Origin of the sequence: Streptococcus pseudopneumoniae, assembly GCF_001072925.1 — a bacterium.
GTDB lineage: Bacteria > Bacillota > Bacilli > Lactobacillales > Streptococcaceae > Streptococcus > Streptococcus pseudopneumoniae_Q.
The window spans coordinates 1-22048 of record NZ_JVHE01000063.1; the positions used below are offsets into that span (position 1 = coordinate 1).

General features: G+C 39.7%; 21 protein-coding genes and 1 tRNA gene. 16 read left to right on the top strand and 6 right to left on the bottom strand.

The features are described from left to right. Positions 1 to 192: 192 nt before the first annotated feature. The 9 genes from dnaG (at position 193) to ADH81_RS11290 (ending at position 7821) form a co-directional block, all read left to right on the top strand. Positions 193 to 1953, top strand: coding sequence for a DNA primase (gene dnaG, locus ADH81_RS03720; protein ID WP_049526558.1), 1761 nt, complete (start codon positions 193 to 195; stop codon positions 1951 to 1953). Positions 1954 to 1955: 2 nt separating this feature from the next. Continuing rightward, entirely contained in the window at positions 1956 to 3065 is a 1110-nt protein-coding gene (gene rpoD / locus ADH81_RS03725; RefSeq protein WP_000201894.1) for an RNA polymerase sigma factor RpoD, read from the top strand. A gap of 17 nt (positions 3066 to 3082) precedes the next feature. Continuing rightward, a complete protein-coding gene (locus tag ADH81_RS03730; RefSeq protein WP_000331926.1) occupies positions 3083 to 3412 on the top strand; it encodes a metal-sulfur cluster assembly factor in 330 nt (109 codons plus the stop codon). Positions 3413 to 3481: 69 nt separating this feature from the next. Then, entirely contained in the window at positions 3482 to 4564 is a 1083-nt protein-coding gene (locus ADH81_RS03735) for a glycosyltransferase family 4 protein (protein WP_080979269.1), read from the top strand. Positions 4565 to 4572: 8 nt separating this feature from the next. Next, complete coding sequence (locus ADH81_RS03740; RefSeq protein WP_049526559.1) at positions 4573 to 5889, top strand: glycosyltransferase family 4 protein; 1317 nt, start codon at positions 4573 to 4575, stop codon at positions 5887 to 5889. Between the two features lie 26 nt (positions 5890 to 5915). Further along, positions 5916 to 6107 (top strand): PspC domain-containing protein, encoded by a 192-nt coding sequence (locus ADH81_RS03745; protein WP_000726417.1) that lies wholly within the window; start codon positions 5916 to 5918, stop codon positions 6105 to 6107. A gap of 19 nt (positions 6108 to 6126) precedes the next feature. Continuing rightward, positions 6127 to 6261, top strand: a complete 135-nt coding sequence (locus ADH81_RS03750) for a DUF4044 domain-containing protein (protein WP_000863850.1) — start codon at positions 6127 to 6129, stop codon at positions 6259 to 6261. Between the two features lie 75 nt (positions 6262 to 6336). After that, on the top strand, positions 6337 to 7647 hold the full coding sequence (gene obgE / locus ADH81_RS03755) for a GTPase ObgE (protein WP_049526562.1): 1311 nt from the start codon (positions 6337 to 6339) through the stop codon (positions 7645 to 7647). Between the two features lie 9 nt (positions 7648 to 7656). Next, positions 7657 to 7821: a hypothetical protein gene (locus ADH81_RS11290; RefSeq protein WP_049502767.1), complete on the top strand. Its 165-nt coding sequence runs from the start codon at positions 7657 to 7659 to the stop codon at positions 7819 to 7821. Positions 7822 to 7856: 35 nt separating this feature from the next. Here ADH81_RS11290 and ADH81_RS03765 read toward each other — a convergent pair whose 3' ends face one another. Together ADH81_RS03765 and ADH81_RS03770 are read right to left on the bottom strand one after the other, a co-directional pair. Continuing rightward, positions 7857 to 8327, bottom strand: coding sequence for an arginine repressor (locus ADH81_RS03765; protein ID WP_049526564.1), 471 nt, complete (start codon positions 8325 to 8327; stop codon positions 7857 to 7859). Beyond that, positions 8278 to 10617, bottom strand: coding sequence for a Xaa-Pro dipeptidyl-peptidase (locus tag ADH81_RS03770; protein ID WP_049526566.1), 2340 nt, complete (start codon positions 10615 to 10617; stop codon positions 8278 to 8280). Before ADH81_RS03770 ends, ADH81_RS03765 begins: the two co-directional genes overlap by 50 nt. 177 nt (positions 10618 to 10794) lie before the next feature. On the opposite strand from ADH81_RS03770, the gene mutY reads away from it, so the two are divergent. The 4 genes from mutY (at position 10795) to ADH81_RS03790 (ending at position 14880) form a co-directional block, all read left to right on the top strand. Next, a complete protein-coding gene (gene mutY, locus ADH81_RS03775; RefSeq protein WP_049526567.1) occupies positions 10795 to 11958 on the top strand; it encodes an A/G-specific adenine glycosylase in 1164 nt (387 codons plus the stop codon). Between the two features lie 64 nt (positions 11959 to 12022). Then, the gene (yycF, locus tag ADH81_RS03780) at positions 12023 to 12727 is read left to right on the top strand and encodes a response regulator YycF (RefSeq protein WP_000722070.1); all 705 of its coding nucleotides are present in this window, start codon (positions 12023 to 12025) and stop codon (positions 12725 to 12727) included. Continuing rightward, positions 12720 to 14069, top strand: coding sequence for a cell wall metabolism sensor histidine kinase VicK (vicK, locus tag ADH81_RS03785; protein ID WP_049526569.1), 1350 nt, complete (start codon positions 12720 to 12722; stop codon positions 14067 to 14069). The genes yycF and vicK overlap by 8 nt, the downstream gene beginning before the upstream one ends. 1 nt (position 14070) lies before the next feature. Continuing rightward, complete coding sequence (locus ADH81_RS03790; RefSeq protein ID WP_045763287.1) at positions 14071 to 14880, top strand: MBL fold metallo-hydrolase; 810 nt, start codon at positions 14071 to 14073, stop codon at positions 14878 to 14880. A gap of 36 nt (positions 14881 to 14916) precedes the next feature. Here the strand turns inward: ADH81_RS03790 and ADH81_RS03795 are convergent, their stop codons facing one another. Continuing rightward, entirely contained in the window at positions 14917 to 15264 is a 348-nt protein-coding gene (locus ADH81_RS03795) for a thiol reductase thioredoxin (protein WP_049526571.1), read from the bottom strand. Between the two features lie 257 nt (positions 15265 to 15521). After that, positions 15522 to 17240: a phospho-sugar mutase gene (locus tag ADH81_RS03800; protein WP_049526573.1), complete on the bottom strand. Its 1719-nt coding sequence runs from the start codon at positions 17238 to 17240 to the stop codon at positions 15522 to 15524. A gap of 152 nt (positions 17241 to 17392) precedes the next feature. On the opposite strand from ADH81_RS03800, the gene ADH81_RS03805 reads away from it, so the two are divergent. From ADH81_RS03805 to ADH81_RS03815, 3 genes are all read left to right on the top strand, one after another. After that, positions 17393 to 19294: an ABC-F family ATP-binding cassette domain-containing protein gene (locus ADH81_RS03805; protein ID WP_049526575.1), complete on the top strand. Its 1902-nt coding sequence runs from the start codon at positions 17393 to 17395 to the stop codon at positions 19292 to 19294. Position 19295: 1 nt separating this feature from the next. Further along, entirely contained in the window at positions 19296 to 20159 is an 864-nt protein-coding gene (locus tag ADH81_RS03810) for an XRE/MutR family transcriptional regulator (RefSeq protein ID WP_049526577.1), read from the top strand. A gap of 75 nt (positions 20160 to 20234) precedes the next feature. Continuing rightward, entirely contained in the window at positions 20235 to 21401 is a 1167-nt protein-coding gene (locus ADH81_RS03815; RefSeq protein ID WP_049526578.1) for an MFS transporter, read from the top strand. A gap of 45 nt (positions 21402 to 21446) precedes the next feature. Here the strand turns inward: ADH81_RS03815 and ADH81_RS03820 are convergent. Together ADH81_RS03820 and mscL are read right to left on the bottom strand one after the other, a co-directional pair. Continuing rightward, a tRNA-Arg gene (locus tag ADH81_RS03820) sits at positions 21447 to 21518 on the bottom strand. 107 nt (positions 21519 to 21625) lie between these two features. After that, positions 21626 to 22006 carry a large conductance mechanosensitive channel protein MscL gene (gene mscL, locus ADH81_RS03825; protein ID WP_049526579.1) on the bottom strand — a complete coding sequence of 127 codons (381 nt, stop codon included), beginning with the start codon at positions 22004 to 22006 and terminating at the stop codon, positions 21626 to 21628. Positions 22007 to 22048: the final 42 nt, after the last annotated feature.

The following is a 22048-nucleotide window of genomic DNA, read 5'->3' on the forward strand; positions in this document are numbered from 1 at the left end:
CAAGTGAAATAGGATTTTATTTCTTTTGTTTTTCTTTCAAATATTAGAATGATTTGCTCAGAAGATTCAGTTTTTCATGATAGCTGGAAACTTATGAAATAGTCTCATGTAAAGTGTATGAAATGGTTTACTTTTTTTCAGAAATAAGCTATACTAGTTAGAGTAAACTGTGATAAAATGGAGGTATTGTCTATGGTTGACAAGAGACTCATCGAAGAGATCAAAAACAATACCAATATTGTCGAAATCATAGGAGAAGTGATTTCTTTACAAAAATCTGGACGGAACTTTTTAGGGCTCTGTCCTTTTCATGGTGAAAAGACCCCTTCCTTTAATGTGGTCGAGGATAAGCAATTTTACCACTGCTTTGGATGTGGTCGTTCTGGAGATGTTTTTAAGTTTATCGAGGAGTATCAGCAGGTAACCTTTGCGGATGCAGTGAGGATATTAGCTGAGAGACTTGGGATTCAGATGGCAGCTCCTGTTCAAAGTTCTGTAAAGCCTAGGTCTCCCCATCAAAATCTCTATGATATGCATGAGAAAGCTGCTCGTTTTTATCATGCCATTCTCATGACGACGAAGATGGGTGAGGAGGCGAGAAACTATCTCTATAAACGTGGCTTAACAGATGATGTTCTCAAGCATTTTATGATTGGTTTAGCTCCAGCAGAACGCTCTTATCTATATCAGCGTTTAGCAGATGATTATAGTGAGAAGGACTTGCTGGATTCGGGTTTGTTTTATCTATCTGAGAGTAACCAATTCTTTGCTACCTTTCATAATCGCATTATGTTTCCTCTTTCAAATGATCAAGGAAAGGTGATTGCCTTTTCTGGTCGTGTATGGCAAGAGACTGATTCTCAAACTGGAAAGTATAAAAATAGTAGAGCGACGGCAATTTTTAACAAAAGTTACGAATTATATCATTTGGAGAGGGTAAAAAAAGGCTCGGGCAAGGCTCCTGAAATCTACCTGATGGAAGGATTTATGGATGTCATTGCGGCTTATCGTGCTGGTATTGAAAATGCAGTTGCTTCTATGGGTACCGCACTGACGAGTGAACATGTGGAGCATCTGAAACGCTTTACCAAAAAAGTGATCGTCACCTATGACGGAGATAAGGCTGGGCAAGCTGCGACGGCTAAAGCCTTGGACGAGCTTAAAGATATACCTGTCCAAGTAGTCCAGATTCCTGACGCGATGGATCCAGATGAATATTTGCAGAAAAACTCTCCTCAAGACTTGGCTTATCTCTTAACCAATACACGCATCAGTCCTGTTGAGTTTTACATCCATCATTTCAGACCGGAAAACAGTGAAAATCTACAAGCTCAGATTGAATTTATAGAGAAAATTGCTCCCTTAATCGCCAAGGAACCCTCTATCACAGCTCAGAATTCCTACATTCACATTTTGACGGATCACTTGCCATCTTTTGACTATCAGCAAGTTGAACATATTGTCAATGAAAGTCGTGTTAGACAGAGAAAGGAGAAGGTCAAGGAGACCTATAGTCCCAGTCCTATCACCATGTCTGTCACCAAGCAACTGACAGCAGTGATGAGAGCAGAGGCCCATATCCTCTATCGAATGATGGAACATCCCTTGGTGCTCAATGACTACCGCTTAAGAGATGACTTTATCTTTGAAACACCAGAGTTTCAGACCTTGTATGGACTCTTGATTGATAATGGAAGTATCTCATCTGAGGATTTGGCTCATCAGACCAGAGAAGTGGAGAGTGCTTGGTATCAAGTCCTAGCCTTAGATTTGCCACCTGAGATGTCCCCTCACGAGTTAGCTGAAGTGGAAGAGTCTCGAAAAAGAGCTCTTTTGAATCAGGAAAATCTGCAAATTAAAAAGAAAGTTCAGGAAGCTAGCCATGTCGGTGATACAGACACCGCATTAGAAGAGCTAGAACGCTTAATTGCCCAAAAAAGAAGAATGGAGTAAGAATGGCAACAAAACAAAAAGAAGTAACAACCTTTGACGTCCAAGTAGCGGAATTTATTCGCAATCATAAAAAAACTGGTACAGCAACAGATGACGAAATCAATAACGCCCTAGTAATACCCTTTACTTTAGATGTGGAAGGTATTGAGAATCTTTTGCAACGTATTCAAGATGCGGGTATCTCAATTACGGACAACGAAGGAAATCCAAGTGCGCGTGTTTTGAGCACTGAGGAAGAACCAGAGTTGACTGATGAAGATTTGATCGGTTCAACCTCAGCTAAGGTCAATGACCCTGTCCGTATGTATTTGAAAGAAATCGGGGTTGTTCCTCTGCTTACAAATGAAGAGGAAAAAGAATTGGCTCTTGCTGTTGAAGCGGGTGATATCGAAGCTAAACAACGCCTTGCAGAAGCAAACCTTCGATTGGTAGTATCTATCGCTAAACGTTATGTTGGACGTGGAATGCAGTTCCTTGACTTGATCCAAGAAGGAAACATGGGCTTGATGAAGGCCGTTGATAAATTTGACTACTCTAAAGGGTTCAAATTCTCAACTTATGCGACTTGGTGGATTCGTCAGGCCATTACTCGTGCCATTGCTGACCAAGCTCGTACCATCCGTATCCCAGTTCACATGGTGGAAACAATTAACAAGCTTGTTCGTGAACAACGTAATCTTCTTCAAGAATTGGGACAAGATCCAACTCCTGAACAAATCGCTGAACGCATGGATATGACACCTGATAAGGTTCGTGAAATTCTCAAGATTGCCCAAGAACCTGTTTCTCTTGAAACACCTATCGGTGAAGAGGATGACAGCCATCTTGGTGATTTTATCGAGGACGAAGTGATTGAAAATCCAGTGGACTACACAACTCGCATCGTTTTGCGTGAACAGTTAGATGAAGTTTTGGATACTCTTACAGATCGTGAAGAAAATGTTCTTCGACTTCGTTTTGGTCTTGATGATGGGAAAATGCGTACCTTGGAAGATGTTGGTAAAGTCTTCAACGTGACTCGTGAGCGTATCCGTCAGATTGAGGCAAAAGCTTTAAGAAAACTTCGCCAGCCAAGTCGAAGCAAACCACTTCGTGATTTCATTGAAGATTAAGTTGAGGGAGAGTGAAGATGGCTTACACAGAAGAACAAATCGAAAATATCAAAACACGTATTTTGACAGCACTAGAAGAAGTGATTGACCCAGAATTGGGGATTGATATTGTCAATCTAGGCTTAATCTACGAAATTCGTTTTGATGGCGATACAGGTGAGACTGAAATTGATATGACCTTGACAACCATGGGTTGTCCCTTGGCAGATCTTTTAACTGACCAAATCTATGATGCTATGACAGATGTTCCAGAGGTTACCAACGTTGAAGTCAAATTAGTCTGGTATCCAGCTTGGACAGTTGAAAAAATGAGCCGTTACGCTCGTATCGCTTTAGGTATCAAGTAAGTATATTATGAAAAGAGAAATAGTGTAGACGCCAGGAATTTCCAGCTTTTATGCTATCTCTCTTTTTATATGCTGATTTTATTTGAAGAAAATGGTATAATGGTTACTATGGAAAAAGAGAAATTACGCATCAACATGCTAAGTTCAAGTGAAAAAGTGGCAGGCCAAGGTGTGTCTGGTGCATACCGTGAACTGGTACAGCTTTTAAAACGAGATGCGAAAGACCAACTGATCGTAACAGAAAATCTTCCAATCGAAGCGGATGTTACTCATTTTCATACGATTGATTTTCCTTATTACCTCTCGACCTTTCAGAAAAAACGTTCTGGACGTAAGATTGGCTATGTTCACTTCTTACCGGATACTTTGGAAGGTAGTTTGAAGATTCCATTCTTCTTAAAGGGGATTGTCAAACGCTATGTATTTTCTTTTTATGACCGTATGGAGCATCTGGTTGTGGTCAATCCTACCTTCATTGAGGATTTGGTTGCTGCTGGAATTCCACGTGAAAAAGTGACCTATATTCCTAACTTTGTCAACAAAGAAAAATGGCATCCACTTCCTATAGAGCAAGTTGAACAACTTCGTAAAGATATGGGAATTGATGAGAATCAGTTTGTAGTCGTTGGTGCAGGTCAGGTTCAGAAGCGTAAAGGAATAGATGACTTTATCACTCTAGCTGAGGAATTACCTGATATCACTTTTATTTGGGCTGGGGGCTTCTCTTTTGGGGGAATAACCGATGGTTATGAACGCTATAAAAAGATTATGGATAACCCTCCTGAAAATCTAATTTTCCCAGGGATTGTTGATCCAGAAAGGATGAGAGAATTCTATGCCTTGGCTGATCTTTTCTTGCTTCCAAGTTATAACGAGCTCTTTCCAATGACTATTTTAGAGGCTGCGAGTTGTGAAGCACCCATTATGCTTCGTGATCTAGATCTTTACAAGGTCATTCTTGAAGGAAATTACAGACCAACAAGTGATGTAGAAGAGATGAAAGCGGCTATCTTGGAATATCAAGAGCATCCAGAAGCACTAAAAGAATTAAAAGAAAAGGCTAAGGCCATTTCAAGAGAATATTCAGAAGAGCATCTTCTTGAAATCTGGCTAAAATTCTATCGGGAGCAAGCAGCTTTAGGAAAAAAATGAGGTAGTATATGCGAATTGGATTATTTACAGATACTTATTTCCCGCAGGTCTCGGGTGTTGCGACCAGTATTCGAACCTTAAAAACAGAACTTGAAAAGCAAGGCCATGCCGTCTTTATCTTCACGACAACCGATAAGGATGTCAATCGTTATGAAGACTGGCAGATTATCCGTATCCCTAGTGTTCCTTTCTTTGCCTTTAAGGATCGACGTTTCGCCTATCGTGGATTTACAAAAGCTCTTGAGATTGCCAAGCAATACAAGCTGGATATTATTCATACGCAGACTGAATTTTCTCTTGGTTTATTAGGGATTTGGATAGCGCGTGAGTTGAAAATCCCTGTTATTCATACCTATCATACCCAGTACGAAGATTATGTCCACTATATTGCTAAAGGAATGTTGATTCGTCCAAGTATGGTCAAGTATCTTGTGAGAGGCTTTCTTCATGATGTTGATGGAGTGATTTGTCCAAGTGAAATTGTGCGAGACCTTCTATCAGATTATAAGGTCAAAGTTGAAAAGCGTGTTATTCCTACAGGGATTGAGCTAGCCAAGTTTGAACGACCTGAGATTGGACCAGAACATATCGCAGACTTACGGGTTAAACTAGGTATTAAGGAAGATGAAAAGATGCTTCTTAGCCTTTCACGTGTTTCTTACGAGAAGAACATTCAAGCCGTTCTGGCAGCATTTCCAGATATTCTAAAAGAAGAGCAAAATGTTAAATTAGTCGTAGCTGGAGATGGTCCTTATCTGGAAAATCTCAAGGAGCAAGCATCAGATTTACAGATTCAAGATTCTGTTATCTTTACTGGTATGATTGCCCCAAGTGAGACAGCGCTCTATTATAAGGCGGCTGACTTCTTTATCTCAGCTTCAACTAGTGAGACGCAAGGCTTGACCTATCTTGAAAGTCTTGCAAGTAAGACTCCGGTAATAGCTCATGGAAATCCCTATCTTGATAACCTCATCAATCATAAAATGTTTGGAACTCTTTATTATGAAGAGAGAGATTTAGCAGGTGCTATTTTAGAAGCTTTAATTGCAACTCCAAAGATGGATGAGAAACTTTTGGCTGAAAAATTGTATGAAATTTCAGCTGAGAATTTTGCTAAGAGAGTGCATGAATTCTATCTAGATGTTATTATTTCAAATAATTTTGAAAAAGAATTGACTGCAGATGAACCTGTTACGAAACGCATTTTAAAGACAGTATTTTATATACCACAACAAGCAGTGTCTATGCCGGTCAAGGGTTCAAGACGTATGTTGAAAGCTTCTAGAAAACAGTTGAGTCATTTAAGAAAATATTTGAACGATTAATCGAATCAAAGAAAGGAAATAAAAAAATGAAAAAGAAATTTATGAGAAGTGGTAGAGATCAAAAAATCGGTGGTGTATGCGCTGGTTTAGCTAATTATTTTGATATTGACCCTACAATTGTACGTGTGATTTGGGGAGTTCTAGCTTTCTGTTATGGTGCTGGACTTATTGCTTACTTGATTTTGTGGGCAATCGCTCCTGTATCAGATGAATTTTAAGAATAGTAAAGGAGAAAAAATGGCATTTGGTGATAATGGGAAACGTAAAAAAACTTTCTTTGAAAAACTAACAATGTTTGTCGTTTTGATTATGTTATTTGTAACCCTAGCAGGTATCTTTGCTACAGCCATCGGTGTATTTAGCAGATTTTAAAATGCTAGTTTTTCTAGCAAGTAGTAATAGTTGGTGACTGGGATTTCCCAGCCCTTTTTAGAGTGAGAAAAGAATATGAGTATGTTTTTAGATACAGCCAAGATCAAGGTCAAGGCTGGAAATGGTGGCGATGGGATGGTTGCCTTTCGCCGTGAAAAATATGTCCCTAATGGCGGTCCATGGGGAGGTGATGGAGGCCGTGGTGGTAACGTTGTCTTTGTTGTAGATGAAGGTTTACGTACCCTGATGGACTTCCGTTATAATCGTCATTTCAAGGCCCAATCGGGTGAAAAAGGGATGACTAAAGGAATGCATGGTAGAGGGGCAGAAGACTTAATTGTCCGTGTACCTCAAGGGACAACTGTGCGTGATGCTGAGACTGGAAAAGTTATCACTGACTTGATTGAGCACGGCCAAGAGTTTATCGTTGCTCACGGTGGTCGAGGTGGTCGTGGAAATATCCGTTTTGCAACACCCAAAAATCCTGCTCCTGAGATTTCTGAGAATGGAGAACCTGGTCAGGAGCGCGAATTACAGTTAGAACTTAAAATCCTTGCTGATGTTGGTTTGGTTGGATTCCCTTCAGTTGGAAAATCAACTCTGCTCAGCGTAATTACCTCTGCAAAACCTAAAATTGGTGCCTACCACTTTACAACAATCGTTCCTAATCTTGGTATGGTCCGTACCCAATCAGGTGAGTCCTTTGCAGTGGCAGACCTTCCTGGATTGATTGAAGGTGCTAGTCAAGGCGTGGGCTTGGGAACTCAGTTCCTTCGCCATATTGAGCGTACTCGCGTTATCCTTCATATCATCGATATGTCAGCCAGTGAAGGTCGCGATCCTTACGAAGATTATCTAGCTATTAACAAAGAGTTGGAATCTTACAACCTTCGTCTCATGGAGCGTCCCCAAATCATTGTTGCTAATAAGATGGATATGCCAGAGAGTCAAGAAAATCTCGAAGAATTCAAGAAAAAATTGGCTGCTAATTATGATGAATTTGAAGAATTACCGCCAATCTTCCCAATCTCAGGTTTGACCAAACAAGGTTTAGCACCTTTATTGGACGCAACGGCTGAACTTCTTGATAAGACCCCAGAATTTCTTCTTTATGATGAGTCAGAAATGGAAGAAGAAGTTTATTATGGCTTTGATGAAGAAGAAAAACCATTTGAAATTAGTCGTGATGACGATGCAACTTGGGTACTTTCAGGTGAAAAACTCATCAAACTCTTTAACATGACTAACTTTGACCGTGATGAGTCTGTTATGAAATTTGCTCGTCAGTTGCGAGGTATGGGAGTCGATGAAGCTCTCCGTGCCCGTGGCGCCAAGGATGGAGATTTGGTTCGTATCGGTAAGTTTGAGTTTGAATTTGTAGACTAGGAGATAGCTATGGGAGATAAACCGATATCTTTCCGTGATGCTGATGGAAATTTTGTTTCTGCAGCAGATGTCTGGAATGAGAAGAAGTTAGAAGAACTGTTTAATCGCCTCAATCCAAATAGAGCTTTGAGACTAGCAAGAACTAAAAAGCAAGCTGAAAATAATAAATCATAAAATTAACCCGTGATGATAGTCATCACGGGTTTTTGTTACCGATCAAAAAATAGAGGTGGTGCAAATTGTTTGAGGCGTTCAAAGCAAGATTGAGCTTGTTCCTTATCCTCGCAGATAACCAAACAGACATCATTTCCACAGATAGTAGCGACTATTTCAGGGAAGTTTAGGGCGTCCAAGATAGATCCGAAGAATTGTGCCAAACCTGGATAGGTTTTGATAACAACTTGGTGTTGGACGGGTTGCATCATGTAGAGGGCTTCCTCCATATAAACTTCTAGCCGTTTTTCCCACTTGGATGTAGAGCCAGTGTTGATTGAATAATAGGAGTGTTCACCTTCACGAATCTTAGAAAGATTCATCAGGTTAATGTCTCTTGAAAGTGTTGCTTGTGTGACCTGTACTCCGTTTTCAATCAGTAGTTCTTGTAATTCAGTTTGGGTATGAATTTTTTGTTTAGTGATTAGGGCTCGGATGAGCTGGTGTCTTTGTTCGGCTTTGTTCATCTACAGTTACCTCCCTTTGAAAAGGAATCTCAAGACTAGACTGTGCAAGGTCGACAGTCAAGTGATAGTCTGTATTGTCACGTACAGTAATCTCAAAGTCTGTTGTGTAAAGAACGAGACGTACTGTATCGCCTTCTTTTAGTTTGTAAATAGTTGGTTGGAGTTCAAATTGAAATTCCATCCATTCATCAGGCTTAACTTCCTCAATTTTCAGTAAATCATGACGATTTTGAAGATTGAGATAGCCTTTGGTGATAACGCGCTGTGCATTTGGGCTAAACGGTAGCTCGCAAAGATTTTCCAGCATGTGGTAACGACCATTATCAATCGTACGAGCAGACAAGACTCCTGGATACGGTTGTAGGTATTTCTTTTGACCAAGTTCGAGAAGTTGGGCAGATAGTAAGCCTTTGTTTGTACTTGATTTGAGACGGAGGTTTAGTTTAACACGACCGTTGAGATGAATGTCTTCTGTCAGTGGTAGGTCAATAGTAACCTGATTCACCTTACCTTGATAGAGTTCATTGTTAAAGGTTTGGTAAGTTTTTCCAAATCGTTCAAAGTCTGAGTCTTGATAGTGGTTTTGAATGACAGCTTCTTCAGTACCTAATGTGAAAGTTTTGTGGTCAGTTTGATTTCCAAAATCTTCAAGAGTCATCCAGGTTTGAGGAGCAGTATTGTCTTGCCAAACGACTCTTGGAAGTCGGTAATCAGTTTCATGCCCCAATAATTTTTGAGTCAACAGGGCATTCATGGATTCACGGAAATCAATAGACTGCCAGTTGTTCATATAAACATGGGCACCGTTATGATAAAAGAGATGTTTCTTAATATTGCTTGGAAGAGCATTGAACATTTGATAGACATGAAGTGGTTTTACATTCCAGTCTTGTGAACCGTGTGTAAAAACAACCTCAGCTTTGACCTTGTGGGCATTAAGTAGGTAGTTTCTGTCATGCCAGAATTGGTTATAATCCCCAGTTTTACGGTCTAGATTTTTCTTGAGTTCTTCTATGGAAGCTTTATGAGCGTCATTTCCACGAATATAGTCACCAGCTAAGAGATTACGAGAATAAGTTAATTCATCTAATGAATCGAAGTCCTCCCCTGGATAGCCACCAGGGCTTGTTACCAGACCATTTTCACGGTAATAGTTGTACCAAGAAGAAATACCGGCTTCAGCAATAATGACTTCTAAACCATCAACTCCTGTAGTGGCAAGACCATTAGACATTGTTCCTAGATAAGAAATACCAGTAGTTGCAACTTTTCCATTTGACCAATCAGCCTTGACCTGACGTTTACGACTGTGGTCTGTGAAGGCACGACAACGACCATTGAGCCAATCAATGACATTTTTATAGGCTTCAACTTGTCGGTAATCTCCGTTGGTCATTTGACCTTGAGAATCCTTGGTTCCAAGACCAGATACGTAGATATTTGCAAATCCTCTTGGAAGGAAGTAGTCGTTAAGTGTGTAGCTGCTATTGATATGAGTGAGTTTTTCTTCAGCTTTTGGAACGAGTTCAGCTTCTCCAACAGGTTCAACCAAGTCTAATGTTGGTTTTTCTAGAGAAATTTCATGCGGTTCCTTGACTTCTAGCTCAGATTCCATTTTGTAAAGAGCTTTATCGCTTGCTTTATCATTGGTTCCTTGATGGTAAGGACTTGCCGTCATAACAGCTGGAATTTTGTCATGGTAAGATGGACGGATAATATTTACCTTGATAAGATCTGGCAGTCCATCATTATCAGAATCAATACGACTTTCCACATAAACAACTTCCCGAATAGCATTGTTTGAAGAAAAGGTTGCCAAACTCTTGCCATTGAAGTAGTGGTAATCATTGTCCTCAGGGATAAGACCGTCGCTAACCAATTGATCGATCAAGGTATTTCCCTTTTTAGTGCGCGTGTTAAGGAGTTGATAGAGATTGTCAATCAAATCTCCGTATACAATAGGGAATGCCGTTTCTTTATGAAAAGCAAGACCATCTTCAAAGTCTGTCAAGTAGTTGAAACCAAGCAACTGAAAGGCAACAGTATAGAAAATTTCTGCAGTTAATTCACGATCAGAATTGAAGAAAGTGAGCAGATCAGTTTCTTTATCAACCGCTAAAGTTGAGAGGGGATAATCCGTATTTTTGTAATTGAAAAAGCAAGTTCTAACAAAAGCTTCAAATAATTCTTTATCAGAATTTGATTGGTCAAACTTGAATCCAAGGCTGGATAATTCCTGTAAAGCTTCTTGCTGGCTTACAGGATAGTAACTGAATTGATTAAAACGCATAGATGCCTCCTTTGAAGAATCATTAAATTTATTATATCAAAAAATTAGGGAAAATGATAGAATCAGCTGGTTTGGAAAGGTTAAATTGCTAATTTTCTAATAGAGTTTAAGAGAGTATTTTAACAAGCCCTATCTTGATTTTTTGAGTATCCTAAAAGGTTATGCTATACTAGAAATATGTTAGATTTGGAGAATTATGGTGTGACCATGTGGGAAGAGGAGAAAATTCTCTCTTTCCGTCAAAAATTATTAGCCTGGTATGACGAAAATAAGCGGGATTTACCTTGGAGACGGAGTAAGAATCCTTACCATATCTGGGTATCTGAAATTATGTTGCAGCAGACTCGAGTTGATACCGTCATTCCCTATTATGAACGTTTTTTAGACTGGTTTCCGACTGTAGAGAGCTTAGCAAATGCACCTGAGGAACGCTTATTAAAAGCCTGGGAAGGACTTGGCTATTATTCTCGTGTTCGCAATATGCAAACAGCCGCTCAACAGATTATGAATGAATTTGAAGGGAAGCTCCCGTCTACTTACGAAGGTATTTCAAGCTTAAAAGGGATTGGTCCTTATACAGCTGGTGCAATCTCTAGTATTGCATTTAACCTTCCTCAGCCTGCAGTAGATGGCAATGTCATGCGTGTTTTGGCACGTTTGTTTGAAGTCAATCATGATATTGGAAATCCTAACAATCGAAAAATATTTCAAGCGATGATGGAAGTTCTGATAGATCCTGATCGTCCAGGTGATTTCAATCAGGCTTTGATGGATTTAGGTTCAGATATTGAGGCACCTGTTAATCCAAGACCGGAGGAGAGTCCTGTTAAGGAGTTCAGTGCTGCTTACCAACATGGGACCATGGATCGCTATCCCATTAAGGCTCCCAAGAAAAAGCCAATCCCTATTTATCTAAAGGCTCTTGTAGTGCAAAATAATCAGGGGCAGTTTCTATTAGAGAAGAATGAGAGTGAAAAACTCTTGGCTGGATTTTGGCATTTTCCCTTGATTGAAGTTGATGAATTCTCAGACCAGACTCAGGATTTGGGCCTTTTTAGTCAAGTAGCGGAGCCAATTTTACAGCTTGGACCATCTCCACAGGAAAGTTTTGAACAGGACTATGATCTTGAAGTTGATTGGCAAGATCTACGTTTTGAAGAGGTCAAGCACATTTTTAGCCATCGTAAATGGCATATCCAGATAATTGCAGGCCGAGTTACTGAAACACAGGAATATGCAGATAGAGAAGTCCTTTGGTTAAGTCCGGAAGAATTTATCAATTATCCCCTAGCTAAACCTCAGCAAAAGATTTGGCAAGCCTACTTGAAAAGAAGCTGCTAGTATCGGTCTTTCGTGTCTTCTTTACATTTTTTTGGTATAATGAGATAAGGAAAAAGGTGACTAAATGAAAAAAATACTAATTGTAGATGATGAAAAACCCATCTCAGATATTATAAAATTTAATATGACCAAGGAAGGTTATGAAGTTGTAACTGCTTTTAATGGTCGTGAAGCACTTGAACAATTTGAAGCTGAGCAACCAGATATTATTATCTTGGATTTGATGCTTCCAGAGATTGATGGACTTGAAGTTGCAAAAACTATTCGTAAGACAAGTAGTGTTCCTATTATCATGCTTTCAGCAAAGGACAGCGAGTTTGATAAGGTTATTGGGCTTGAACTTGGAGCGGATGACTATGTAACCAAGCCATTTTCAAATCGTGAACTACAGGCCCGTGTTAAAGCTCTTCTCCGTCGTACAGATATTGTCTCAGTTGATAACCAAGAACCTGAAACGAAATTACAAAGTCTGCAGATTGGCGATTTGGAGATTTTACCCGATGCTTACGTGGCTAAGAAATATGGTGAAGAGTTAGACCTAACCCACCGCGAATTCGAACTCTTACATCATTTAGCTTCTCATCTTGGTCAAGTTATTACCCGAGAACATCTTCTTGAAACTGTTTGGGGATATGACTATTTTGGAGATGTCCGTACAGTTGATGTAACTATTAGACGTTTGCGCGAGAAGATTGAAGACACACCAAGTAGACCTGAATACATCCTAACTCGTCGTGGAGTAGGATATTATATGAGAAATAATGATTGAAGTAATTAGACAAACAATTTTGACGAGTGACTTTATCTTTATCCTCATCCTAATTGGCTTTATTATGCTGGTGACTTTTCTTCTGCTTGAGAGCCGTCGTGATAATATTCGCCTTAGACAGCTAAACCAGAAGGTTAAGGATTTAATTGCTGGTGATTATTCTCAGGTTTTGGATATGCAGGGAAGTTCAGAGATTACCAATATCACAAACAATCTTAATGATTTGTCAGAAGTAATCCGTTTGACTCAAGAAAATCTGGAACAAGAGAGTAAAAGGTTGCATAGTATCTTGTCCTACATGACAGACGGAGTACTTGCGACCAATCGTCGTGGGCAAATCATCATGATTAATGATATGGCCAAGAGACAACTTGGAGTCGAAAGGGATGATGCTCTTAATCAAAATATCTTAGAGTTACTCAAGATTGAGGATGAGTATGAGTTGAGAGATCTCATTACCCAAAGTCCTGAATTGATGATTTATTCCCAAAATGTGAATGGCGAGTATATCAGCTTGCGCGTGCGTTTTGCCTTGATTCGTAGAGAGTCTGGCTTTATCTCTGGTTTAGTAGCAGTTCTACATGATACGACTGAACAAGAGAAGGAAGAACGTGAGAGAAGGCTTTTCGTTTCGAACGTTAGTCATGAGTTGCGGACACCCTTGACCAGTGTAAAATCCTATCTTGAGGCTTTAGATGAAGGTGCGCTTTCAGAGCCAGTTGCTCCAGACTTTATCAAGGTTTCTCTTGATGAAACCAACCGTATGATGCGGATGGTGACGGACCTCTTGCACCTCTCACGGATCGACAATGAGACCAGTCACTTGGATGTTGAGTTGATTAACTTCACTGCCTTTATCACCTTTATTCTCAATCGTTTTGATAAAATGAAAAGTCAAGATGAGGAGAAGAAGTACGAGTTGGTGAGAGATTATCCGATTAACTCTGTTTGGATTGAGATTGATACGGATAAGATGACCCAGGTGATTGATAATATTTTAAATAATGCTATCAAGTATTCACCAGATGGTGGAAAAATCACTGTAAGCATGAAGACTACAGATGATCAGATGATTTTATCTATTTCGGACCAAGGGCTTGGGATTCCTAAAGAAGATCTACCAAAGATTTTTGACCGTTTTTATCGTGTTGACAAGGCAAGAAGTCGTGCTCAAGGTGGTACTGGTCTAGGACTTGCTATTGCTAAAGAAATCGTCAAACAACATAATGGATTTATCTGGGCTAAGAGTGAATACGGTAAGGGTTCAACCTTTACTATCGTACTTCCATACGATAAGGATGCCGTGAAAGAAGAGATTTGGGAGGATGAACTAGAAGACTAGAATGAGTGATATTGGTTTTAAATACAGTATTTTAGCATCGGGTTCCAGTGGAAATTCATTTTACTTGGAAACACCAAAAAAGAAAATTTTAGTAGATGCGGGCCTATCTGGCAAAAAAATTACAAGCCTTTTGAGTGAAATCAATCGTAAACCAGAGGATTTAGACGCTATCTTGATTACGCATGAACATTCAGACCATATCCACGGTGTGGGCGTTCTGGCTCGCAAGTACGGTATGGATCTTTATGCCAATGAGAAAACTTGGCAGGCTATGGAAAATAGTAAGTATCTTGGTAAGGTTGACTCATCTCAAAAGCATATTTTCGAGATGGGGAAAACCAAAACCTTTGGTGACATCGATATCGAGAGTTTCGGTGTGAGTCATGATGCAGTCGCGCCACAGTTTTATCGTTTTATGAAGGATGATAAGAGCTTTGTCATGCTGACGGATACGGGCTATGTTAGTGACCGTATGGCTGGCATTGTCGAGAATGCAGATGGCTACCTGATCGAGTCAAATCATGATGTGGAAATCCTGCGAGCAGGATCTTACGCATGGCGACTCAAGCAACGTATCCTGTCTGACCTTGGTCACCTCTCAAACGAGGATGGAGCAGACGCCATGATTCGTACACTAGGTAATCGTACTAAGAAGATTTACCTAGGCCATTTGTCCAAGGAAAATAATATCAAGGAACTGGCCCACATGACCATGGTCAATCAGTTAGCTCAGGCAGATCTTGGAGTTGGAGTAGACTTTCAAGTTTACGATACTTCACCAGACACTGCAACACCATTGACGGAGATATAAAAAAGAAGGCACAAGCCTTCTTTTTTATAGACTATTTTACAAGCCAGCAAATTCTTTGATTTCTTGAGCTGACATTGAAGAGTCGCAACGGACATTGATTTGTCCATTTGCAACATGGACGAATCCTGGTACAGTAGGGATTTCATAGCGTGAGCGGAAGTCTTGTAAAGCTTCAAGTTGACTTGGCTCTTCGCTATTGATGAAGTAGATGTGCGCTTTGGTTTCAGCCACCACACCAGCCAATGTACCAGCAAATTTACGGCAGTAAGGACAAGTTTTGCGTCCGATGAAGAAAGTTGCTGTTTCTTGATTGTCAAGTGCTTCTTGAGCACGCGCTACAGTTGTAACTTCAAGATCTTTGATGTTTTCTAAAAATTGTTCCATGAGATTACCTCGCTTTCATTGATATGTCTAGTATGCCATAAAGTTTCTAAAATTGCTCAGTTTTGATACGCGAATAGATGGTGGTGCAGAAAGCAGTAGACTAAGTCTGATTTTCTTGTCCTATATTTCTGTATCTTTAAAGAAATAGCAACTAAAGTTCTGGTCAAAAGAGATAGAAGAAGACATAAATTACAGTCAGCTTTTACTTTATCATCAAAAATAAAGGTCAGGATTTTTCCCGACCTTTAAATAGTTTTTTATTTTACAAAGGCATTGATTTCAGCTTCGATGTTAGCAATCTTAGCTTGTGAATCTTCGTTGCTTTCACCAACAACTGCAATGTAGAACTTGATTTTTGGTTCAGTACCTGAAGGGCGAACTGCAATCCATGATCCGTCAGCAAGTGTGTATTTCAATACATCACTTGGAGGAGTAGTTAAGGCTGTTACAGTGCCATCAGCGGCAGTAGATGTTTGTGCTTTAAAGTCTTCAACGACAGTGATAGTTGTTGCATTCCATTCTTTTGGTGCATTGTTGCGGAATTTAGCCATAATTGCTTTGATTTGTTCAGCACCGTCAACACCAGAGAGGGTAACAGAGATTGTCTTTTCAGCATAGTAGCCGTACTCTTTGTAGATTTCTTCGATACCATCTGCAAGAGTCAAACCACGTGAACGGTAGTAAGCTGCAAGTTCAGCAACAACAAGAACAGCTTGGATAGCGTCTTTATCACGCACGAATGGTTTAATCAAGTAACCGAAGCTTTCTTCAAATCCCATCATGTAAGTGTGATTGTGTTTTTCTTCGAATTCTTGGATTTTTTCAGCGATAAATTTGAAACCAGTCAAGACGTTGAACATAGTTGCGCCGTAGCTTTCAGCAATCTTAGTTACCAAGTCAGTTGATACGATAGATTTGCAAAGGGCTGCATTTTCTGGAAGTGTACCAGCATTTTTGTGAGCTTCCAAAATGTACTTAGCCATAATGGCACCGATTTGGTTCCCCGAAAGGTTAAGGTAGCTTCCGTCTTTTTGAAGGACTTCAACACCGACACGGTCAGCGTCAGGGTCAGTTGCGACAAGAACATCAGCCCCTACTTGGCGACCAAGTTCTTCTGCAAGTGCAAAGGCTGCTTGGCTTTCTGGGTTTGGAGATTTAACAGTTGAGAAGTCTGGGTCTGGAGTAGCTTGAGCTTCAACAACTTGAACTGAGTCGAATCCTGCTTGTGCAAGAGCACGACGCGCCAACATTTCACCAGTACCGTGAAGAGGAGTGTAGACAATCTTCATGTCCTTACCAAACTCTTCAATCAAAGCTGGGTTGATGTTCACATCTTTGACTTCTTTGAGGTATTCGGTATCGACTGCTTCGCCAATAACTTCAATCAAACCAGATGCTTTTTCAGCTTCTACATCAGCAACTTCAATAGCAAATGGATTTTCGATAGCACGGATATAAGTTGTCAAAGCATCCGCATCGTGTGGAGGCATTTGACCACCATCTTCTCCGTAAACCTTATAACCATTAAATGGAGCAGGGTTGTGGCTAGCAGTAATCATGATACCTGCGAAGCAGTTGAGGTGACGAACAGCAAATGAAAGCTCTGGTGTTGGACGGAGACTTTCAAAAACATAAGATTTAATACCGTGTTTAGCAAGAACTGCTGCAGATTCAAAGGCAAATTCTGGAGAGAAGTGACGGCTATCATAAGCGATGGCTACACCACGTTCTTTTTCGTTTCCACCTTTTGACTCAATCAAACGAGCCAAACCTTCAGTTGCTTGACGGACAACGTAAATGTTAATGCGGTTAGTACCAGCACCAATCAATCCACGCATACCTGCAGTACCAAACTCAAGATTGGTATAGAATGCGTCTTCTTTAGTTTTCTCGTCCATGTTTTCCAAATCTTGACGAAGGTAATCTGGAAGTTCTGCGAAATCAACCCATTTTTGGTAGTTTTCTTGATAAGCCATAGGAAATCTCCTTTAATATATAATCTAATCGCTTACATTATACCACGATTTGTAGTTTTAGTAAAACGTTAGCATGAGTTTCTGAAATAGTTATGAAATATACCCAAACCACAAGTCTTGAACGGCTTACCGAAACATGCTATACTAACTGTATGATTATTTTACAAGCTAATAAAATTGAACGTTCTTTTGCTGGAGAGGTTCTTTTTGATAATATAAACCTACAAGTAGATGAAAGAGATCGCATTGCTCTCGTTGGGAAAAATGGTGCTGGAAAGTCTACTTTGCTCAAGATATTGGTTGGAGAAGAGGAGCCAACCACTGGTGAAATCAATAAGAAAAAAGATATTTCCCTCTCTTATCTAGCACAGGATAGTCGCTTTGAGTCTGAAAATACAATTTACGATGAAATGCTACATGTATTTGATGATTTGCGTCGGACTGAAAGACAACTTCGACAGATGGAGTTGGACATGGGTGAAAAGACTGGTGCAGAATTAGACAAACTTATGTCTGACTACGATCGCCTATCAGAAAATTTCCGTCAGGCTGGAGGATTTACCTATGAAGCCGATATTCGCTCTATCTTAAATGGATTCAAGTTTGACGAGTCCATGTGGCAGATGCGAATCGCTGAGCTTTCCGGTGGTCAAAATACTCGTTTAGCCCTTGCCAAAATGCTCCTTGAAAAGCCTAATCTCTTGGTCTTGGACGAGCCGACTAACCACCTAGATATTGAAACCATTGCCTGGCTAGAGAATTACTTGGTAAACTATAGCGGTGCCCTTATTATTGTCAGTCACGACCGTTATTTCTTGAACAAGGTTGCGACCATAACACTTGACTTAACCAAACATTCTTTAGACAGATACGTAGGAAACTACTCGAGTTTTGTGGAGCAAAAGGAGCAGAAGCTCGCAACTGAAGCTAAAAACTACGAAAAGCAACAGAAGGAAATTGCTGCTTTGGAAGACTTTGTCAACCGAAATCTTGTTCGAGCTTCAACGACCAAACGTGCCCAATCTCGACGCAAGCAACTGGAGAAAATGGAGCGATTGGACAAGCCTGAAGCTGGTAAAAAATCAGCTAATATGACCTTCCATTCTGATAGAGTATCTGGTAATGTCGTTTTAACGGTCGAGAATGCTGCTATTGGCTATGATGGTGAAATATTATCTGAACCTATCAACCTAGATCTTCGTAAGATGAATGCTATTGCCATTGTTGGTCCTAACGGTATTGGTAAGTCAACCTTTATTAAATCCATTGTCGGCCAGATTCCCTTTATTAAGGGTGAAAAGCGCTTTGGTGCTAATGTTGAGGTTGGTTACTATGACCAGACTCAGAGCAAACTAACACCGAGTAATACAGTCTTAGACGAGCTCTGGAATGATTTCAAGCTGACTCCTGAACTAGAAATTCGTAATCGCCTAGGTGCTTTCCTATTCTCAGGTGATGATGTTAAAAAATCAGTTGGCATGCTGTCAGGTGGAGAGAAAGCTCGATTGCTCCTAGCTAAACTTTCCATGGAAAACAATAACTTCTTGATTCTGGATGAGCCGACCAACCACTTGGACATTGATAGCAAGGAAGTTCTGGAAAATGCATTAATCGACTTTGATGGAACTCTTCTCTTTGTCAGCCACGACCGTTATTTCATCAACCGTGTTGCCACTCATGTGCTGGAATTATCTGAGAATGGATCAACACTTTATCTTGGTGATTATGACTATTATGTCGATAAAAAAGCAGAGCTAGCAGCTAGCCAAGCAGAAGAAGCGGCAACTGTTGACCAAGAAAAAGAAGTTTCTCCAGTTAATGACTATCAAGCCCAAAAGGAAAGTCAAAAAGAACTGCGTAAATTGATGAGACAAATCGAAAACCTAGAGACAGAAATCGAAGAATTGGAAACGCAAGCCCAAGCTATCTCTGAACAAATGCATACAACCAATGATGCAGATGAACTCATGCAATTACAAGCAGAACTGGATAAAATTAGCCATCGTCAAGAAGAAGCAATTCTTGAGTGGGAAGAATTATCGGAGCAGGTGTAAGATGGAAAATCTTGGAAAAGTTTTTCGTGAATTTCGAATCAGTAAGAATTACTCTCTAAAAGAAGCTGCAGGAGAGGCCTGTTCGACCTCCCAATTATCCCGCTTTGAATTAGGGGAGTCTGATCTGGCTGCTTCACGTTTCTTTGAAATATTAGATAATATTCACGTGACGATTGAGAATTTTATGGATAAGACTAGAAATTTTCAACATCATGAACATGTGTGCTTGATGGCTCAGATTATTCCACTTTACTACTCAAATGATATTGCAGGTTTTCAAAAACTTCAAGAAGAACAACTTGAAAAGGCTAAGAGTTCAACAAATCCCCTCTATTTTGAGCTGAACTGGATTTTGTTACAAGGTCTGATTTGTCAAAGAGATGATAGCTTCACTATGAAGCAAGGTGATCTGGATAAGGTGGCAGATTATCTTTTCCAAACGGATGAATGGACCATGTATGAGTTGATTCTCTTTGGCAATCTCTACAGCTTTTATGATGTGGACTATGTTGCTCGACTTGGTAGAGAAGTGATGGAGAGGGAGGATTTCTACAAAGAAATTGGTCGCCATCGAAAACTGGTCTTGATTTTAGCCCTTAATTGTTACCAGCATTGTTTAGAACATCTTGCTTTTGAAAATGCCAGCTACTTTGAAGCTTATATAGAGAAGATCATAGGTAAGAGCATCAAACTCTATGAGCGTAATGTTTTCCACTTTCTTAAAGGCTTTGCCCTTTATCAGAAGGGGCAAAAAAAAGAAGGTTGTAAACAAATGCAGGAAGCTATGAATATTTTTGACCTGTTTGGGCTTCCAGAGCAGGTAGCTTACTATCAGGAACATTACGATAAATTTGTCAAAAATTAATTTCCCAAATAAGGGAAAAATGAGAAACTCCTTCAAGTTTTGATACAATAGTTTCAAAATTTGAGAGGAGTTTTTATGAATCGATATGCAGTACAGTTGATTAGTCGTGGAGCTATAAACAAGATAGGAAATATGCTCTATGATTATGGAAATAGTGTTTGGTTGGCATCGATGGGAACGATTGGGCAAACCGTTCTAGGTATTTATCAAATTTCAGAGTTGGTGACAGCTATACTAGCTAATCCATTTGGAGGCGTGATTTCAGACCGTTTTTCGCGTCGCAAGATTTTGATGACAACAGACTTGGTTTGTGGGATTCTCTGTCTGGTCATTTCTTTTATCAGAAATGATAGCTGGATGATTGGAGCTTTAATCTTTGCTAATATTGTTCAGGCAATTGCCTTTGCTTTTTCTCGGCCTGCCAATAAAGCTATTATCACAGAGGTGGTAGCAAAGGACGAGATAGTGACCTATAACTCTCGCTTAGAGTTAGTTTTGCAGGTTGTTGGTGTTAGTTCTCCTGTGCTTTCTTTTCTTGTTTTACAATTTGCAAGTCTTCATATGACGCTCTTACTAGATGCTTTGACTTTTTTCATTGCTTTTGCACTAGTTGCTTTACTTCCAAAAGAAGAACCAAAGGTTCAAGAGAAGAAGAGTTTTACAGGGAAAGATATTTTTGCGGATATCAAAGATGGCTTGCACTATATCAGGCATCAAAAAGAAATTTTCTTTCTCTTGTTAGTGGCCTCAAGTGTGAATTTCTTTTTTGCAGCTTTTGAGTTTTTGCTCCCTTTTTCAAATAAACTCTATGGTGTAGACGGAGCCTATGCAACTATCTTAACCATGGGTGCAATTGGCTCAATCATCGGAGCATTGATTGCAAATAAATTTAAATCCAGTATGAATACACTTTTGTTCTTATTGATCCTCACAGGCGTAGGAGTTTTCATGATGGGACTGCCACTGCCTAATTTTCTCACTTTTTCAGGAAACCTAGTTTGTGAACTCTTTATGACGATTTTTAATATTCACTTTTTCACTCAGGTACAAACTAAGGTTGATGGAGACTATCTGGGGAGAGTATTGAGTACCATTTTTACACTAGCGATTCTCTTTATGCCGATTGCAAAAGGGTTAATGACCTTTCTACCGAGCGTCCATTTAGCTTCCTTTTTAATTATCGGTTTTGGAGTTATTTTTCTTTCTTTAGTATCAATGTTCTATATTCAAAGGCAAGGATAACACAGAAAAAAAGCAACGGCGCCGTTGCTTTTTTGTTTACATCTATCCACCCTGAGGGAATCGAACCCCCATCTCAAGAACCGGAATCTTACGTGATATCCATTACACTAAGGGTGGAAACTTTAATTATTATATCAAAAAAGAGAGCTGAACTCAAGTTTTTTCTAAACTCAGCAAAAGGAGAAGTAAAAAAGGATTCAGTATGAACCGAATCCTCAAGACGATTATTTTTTCTCAAGAAGAGCTTTGATTTCTTGAAGAACTTCCAACTCAGTTGGACCAGCAGGTGCTTCTTCAACAACCTCTTCTTTTTTAGTAAGGCTTTGAGCTTTTTCCATTGCTTTAATCACAAAGAATAGAACAGTACCAACAACTAGGAAGTTGATAACAGCACTCAAGAATTTACCATATGTAACACCATTCCATGCAAGCTCAGCGATGTTTTGTACTTTCGCAGCTTCCAAGGCTGGGTTCAATAGGAGTGGAGTGATGATATCATTAACAAATGAAGTTACGATAGCACCAAAAGCAGAAGCGATGATCACACCGACAGCAAGGTCTACAACATTACCGCGGAGCAAAAATTCTTTAAGATCTTTTAACATTTTCTTTTTCCTTTCGAAACTTTTACAATCTAAATTATAACT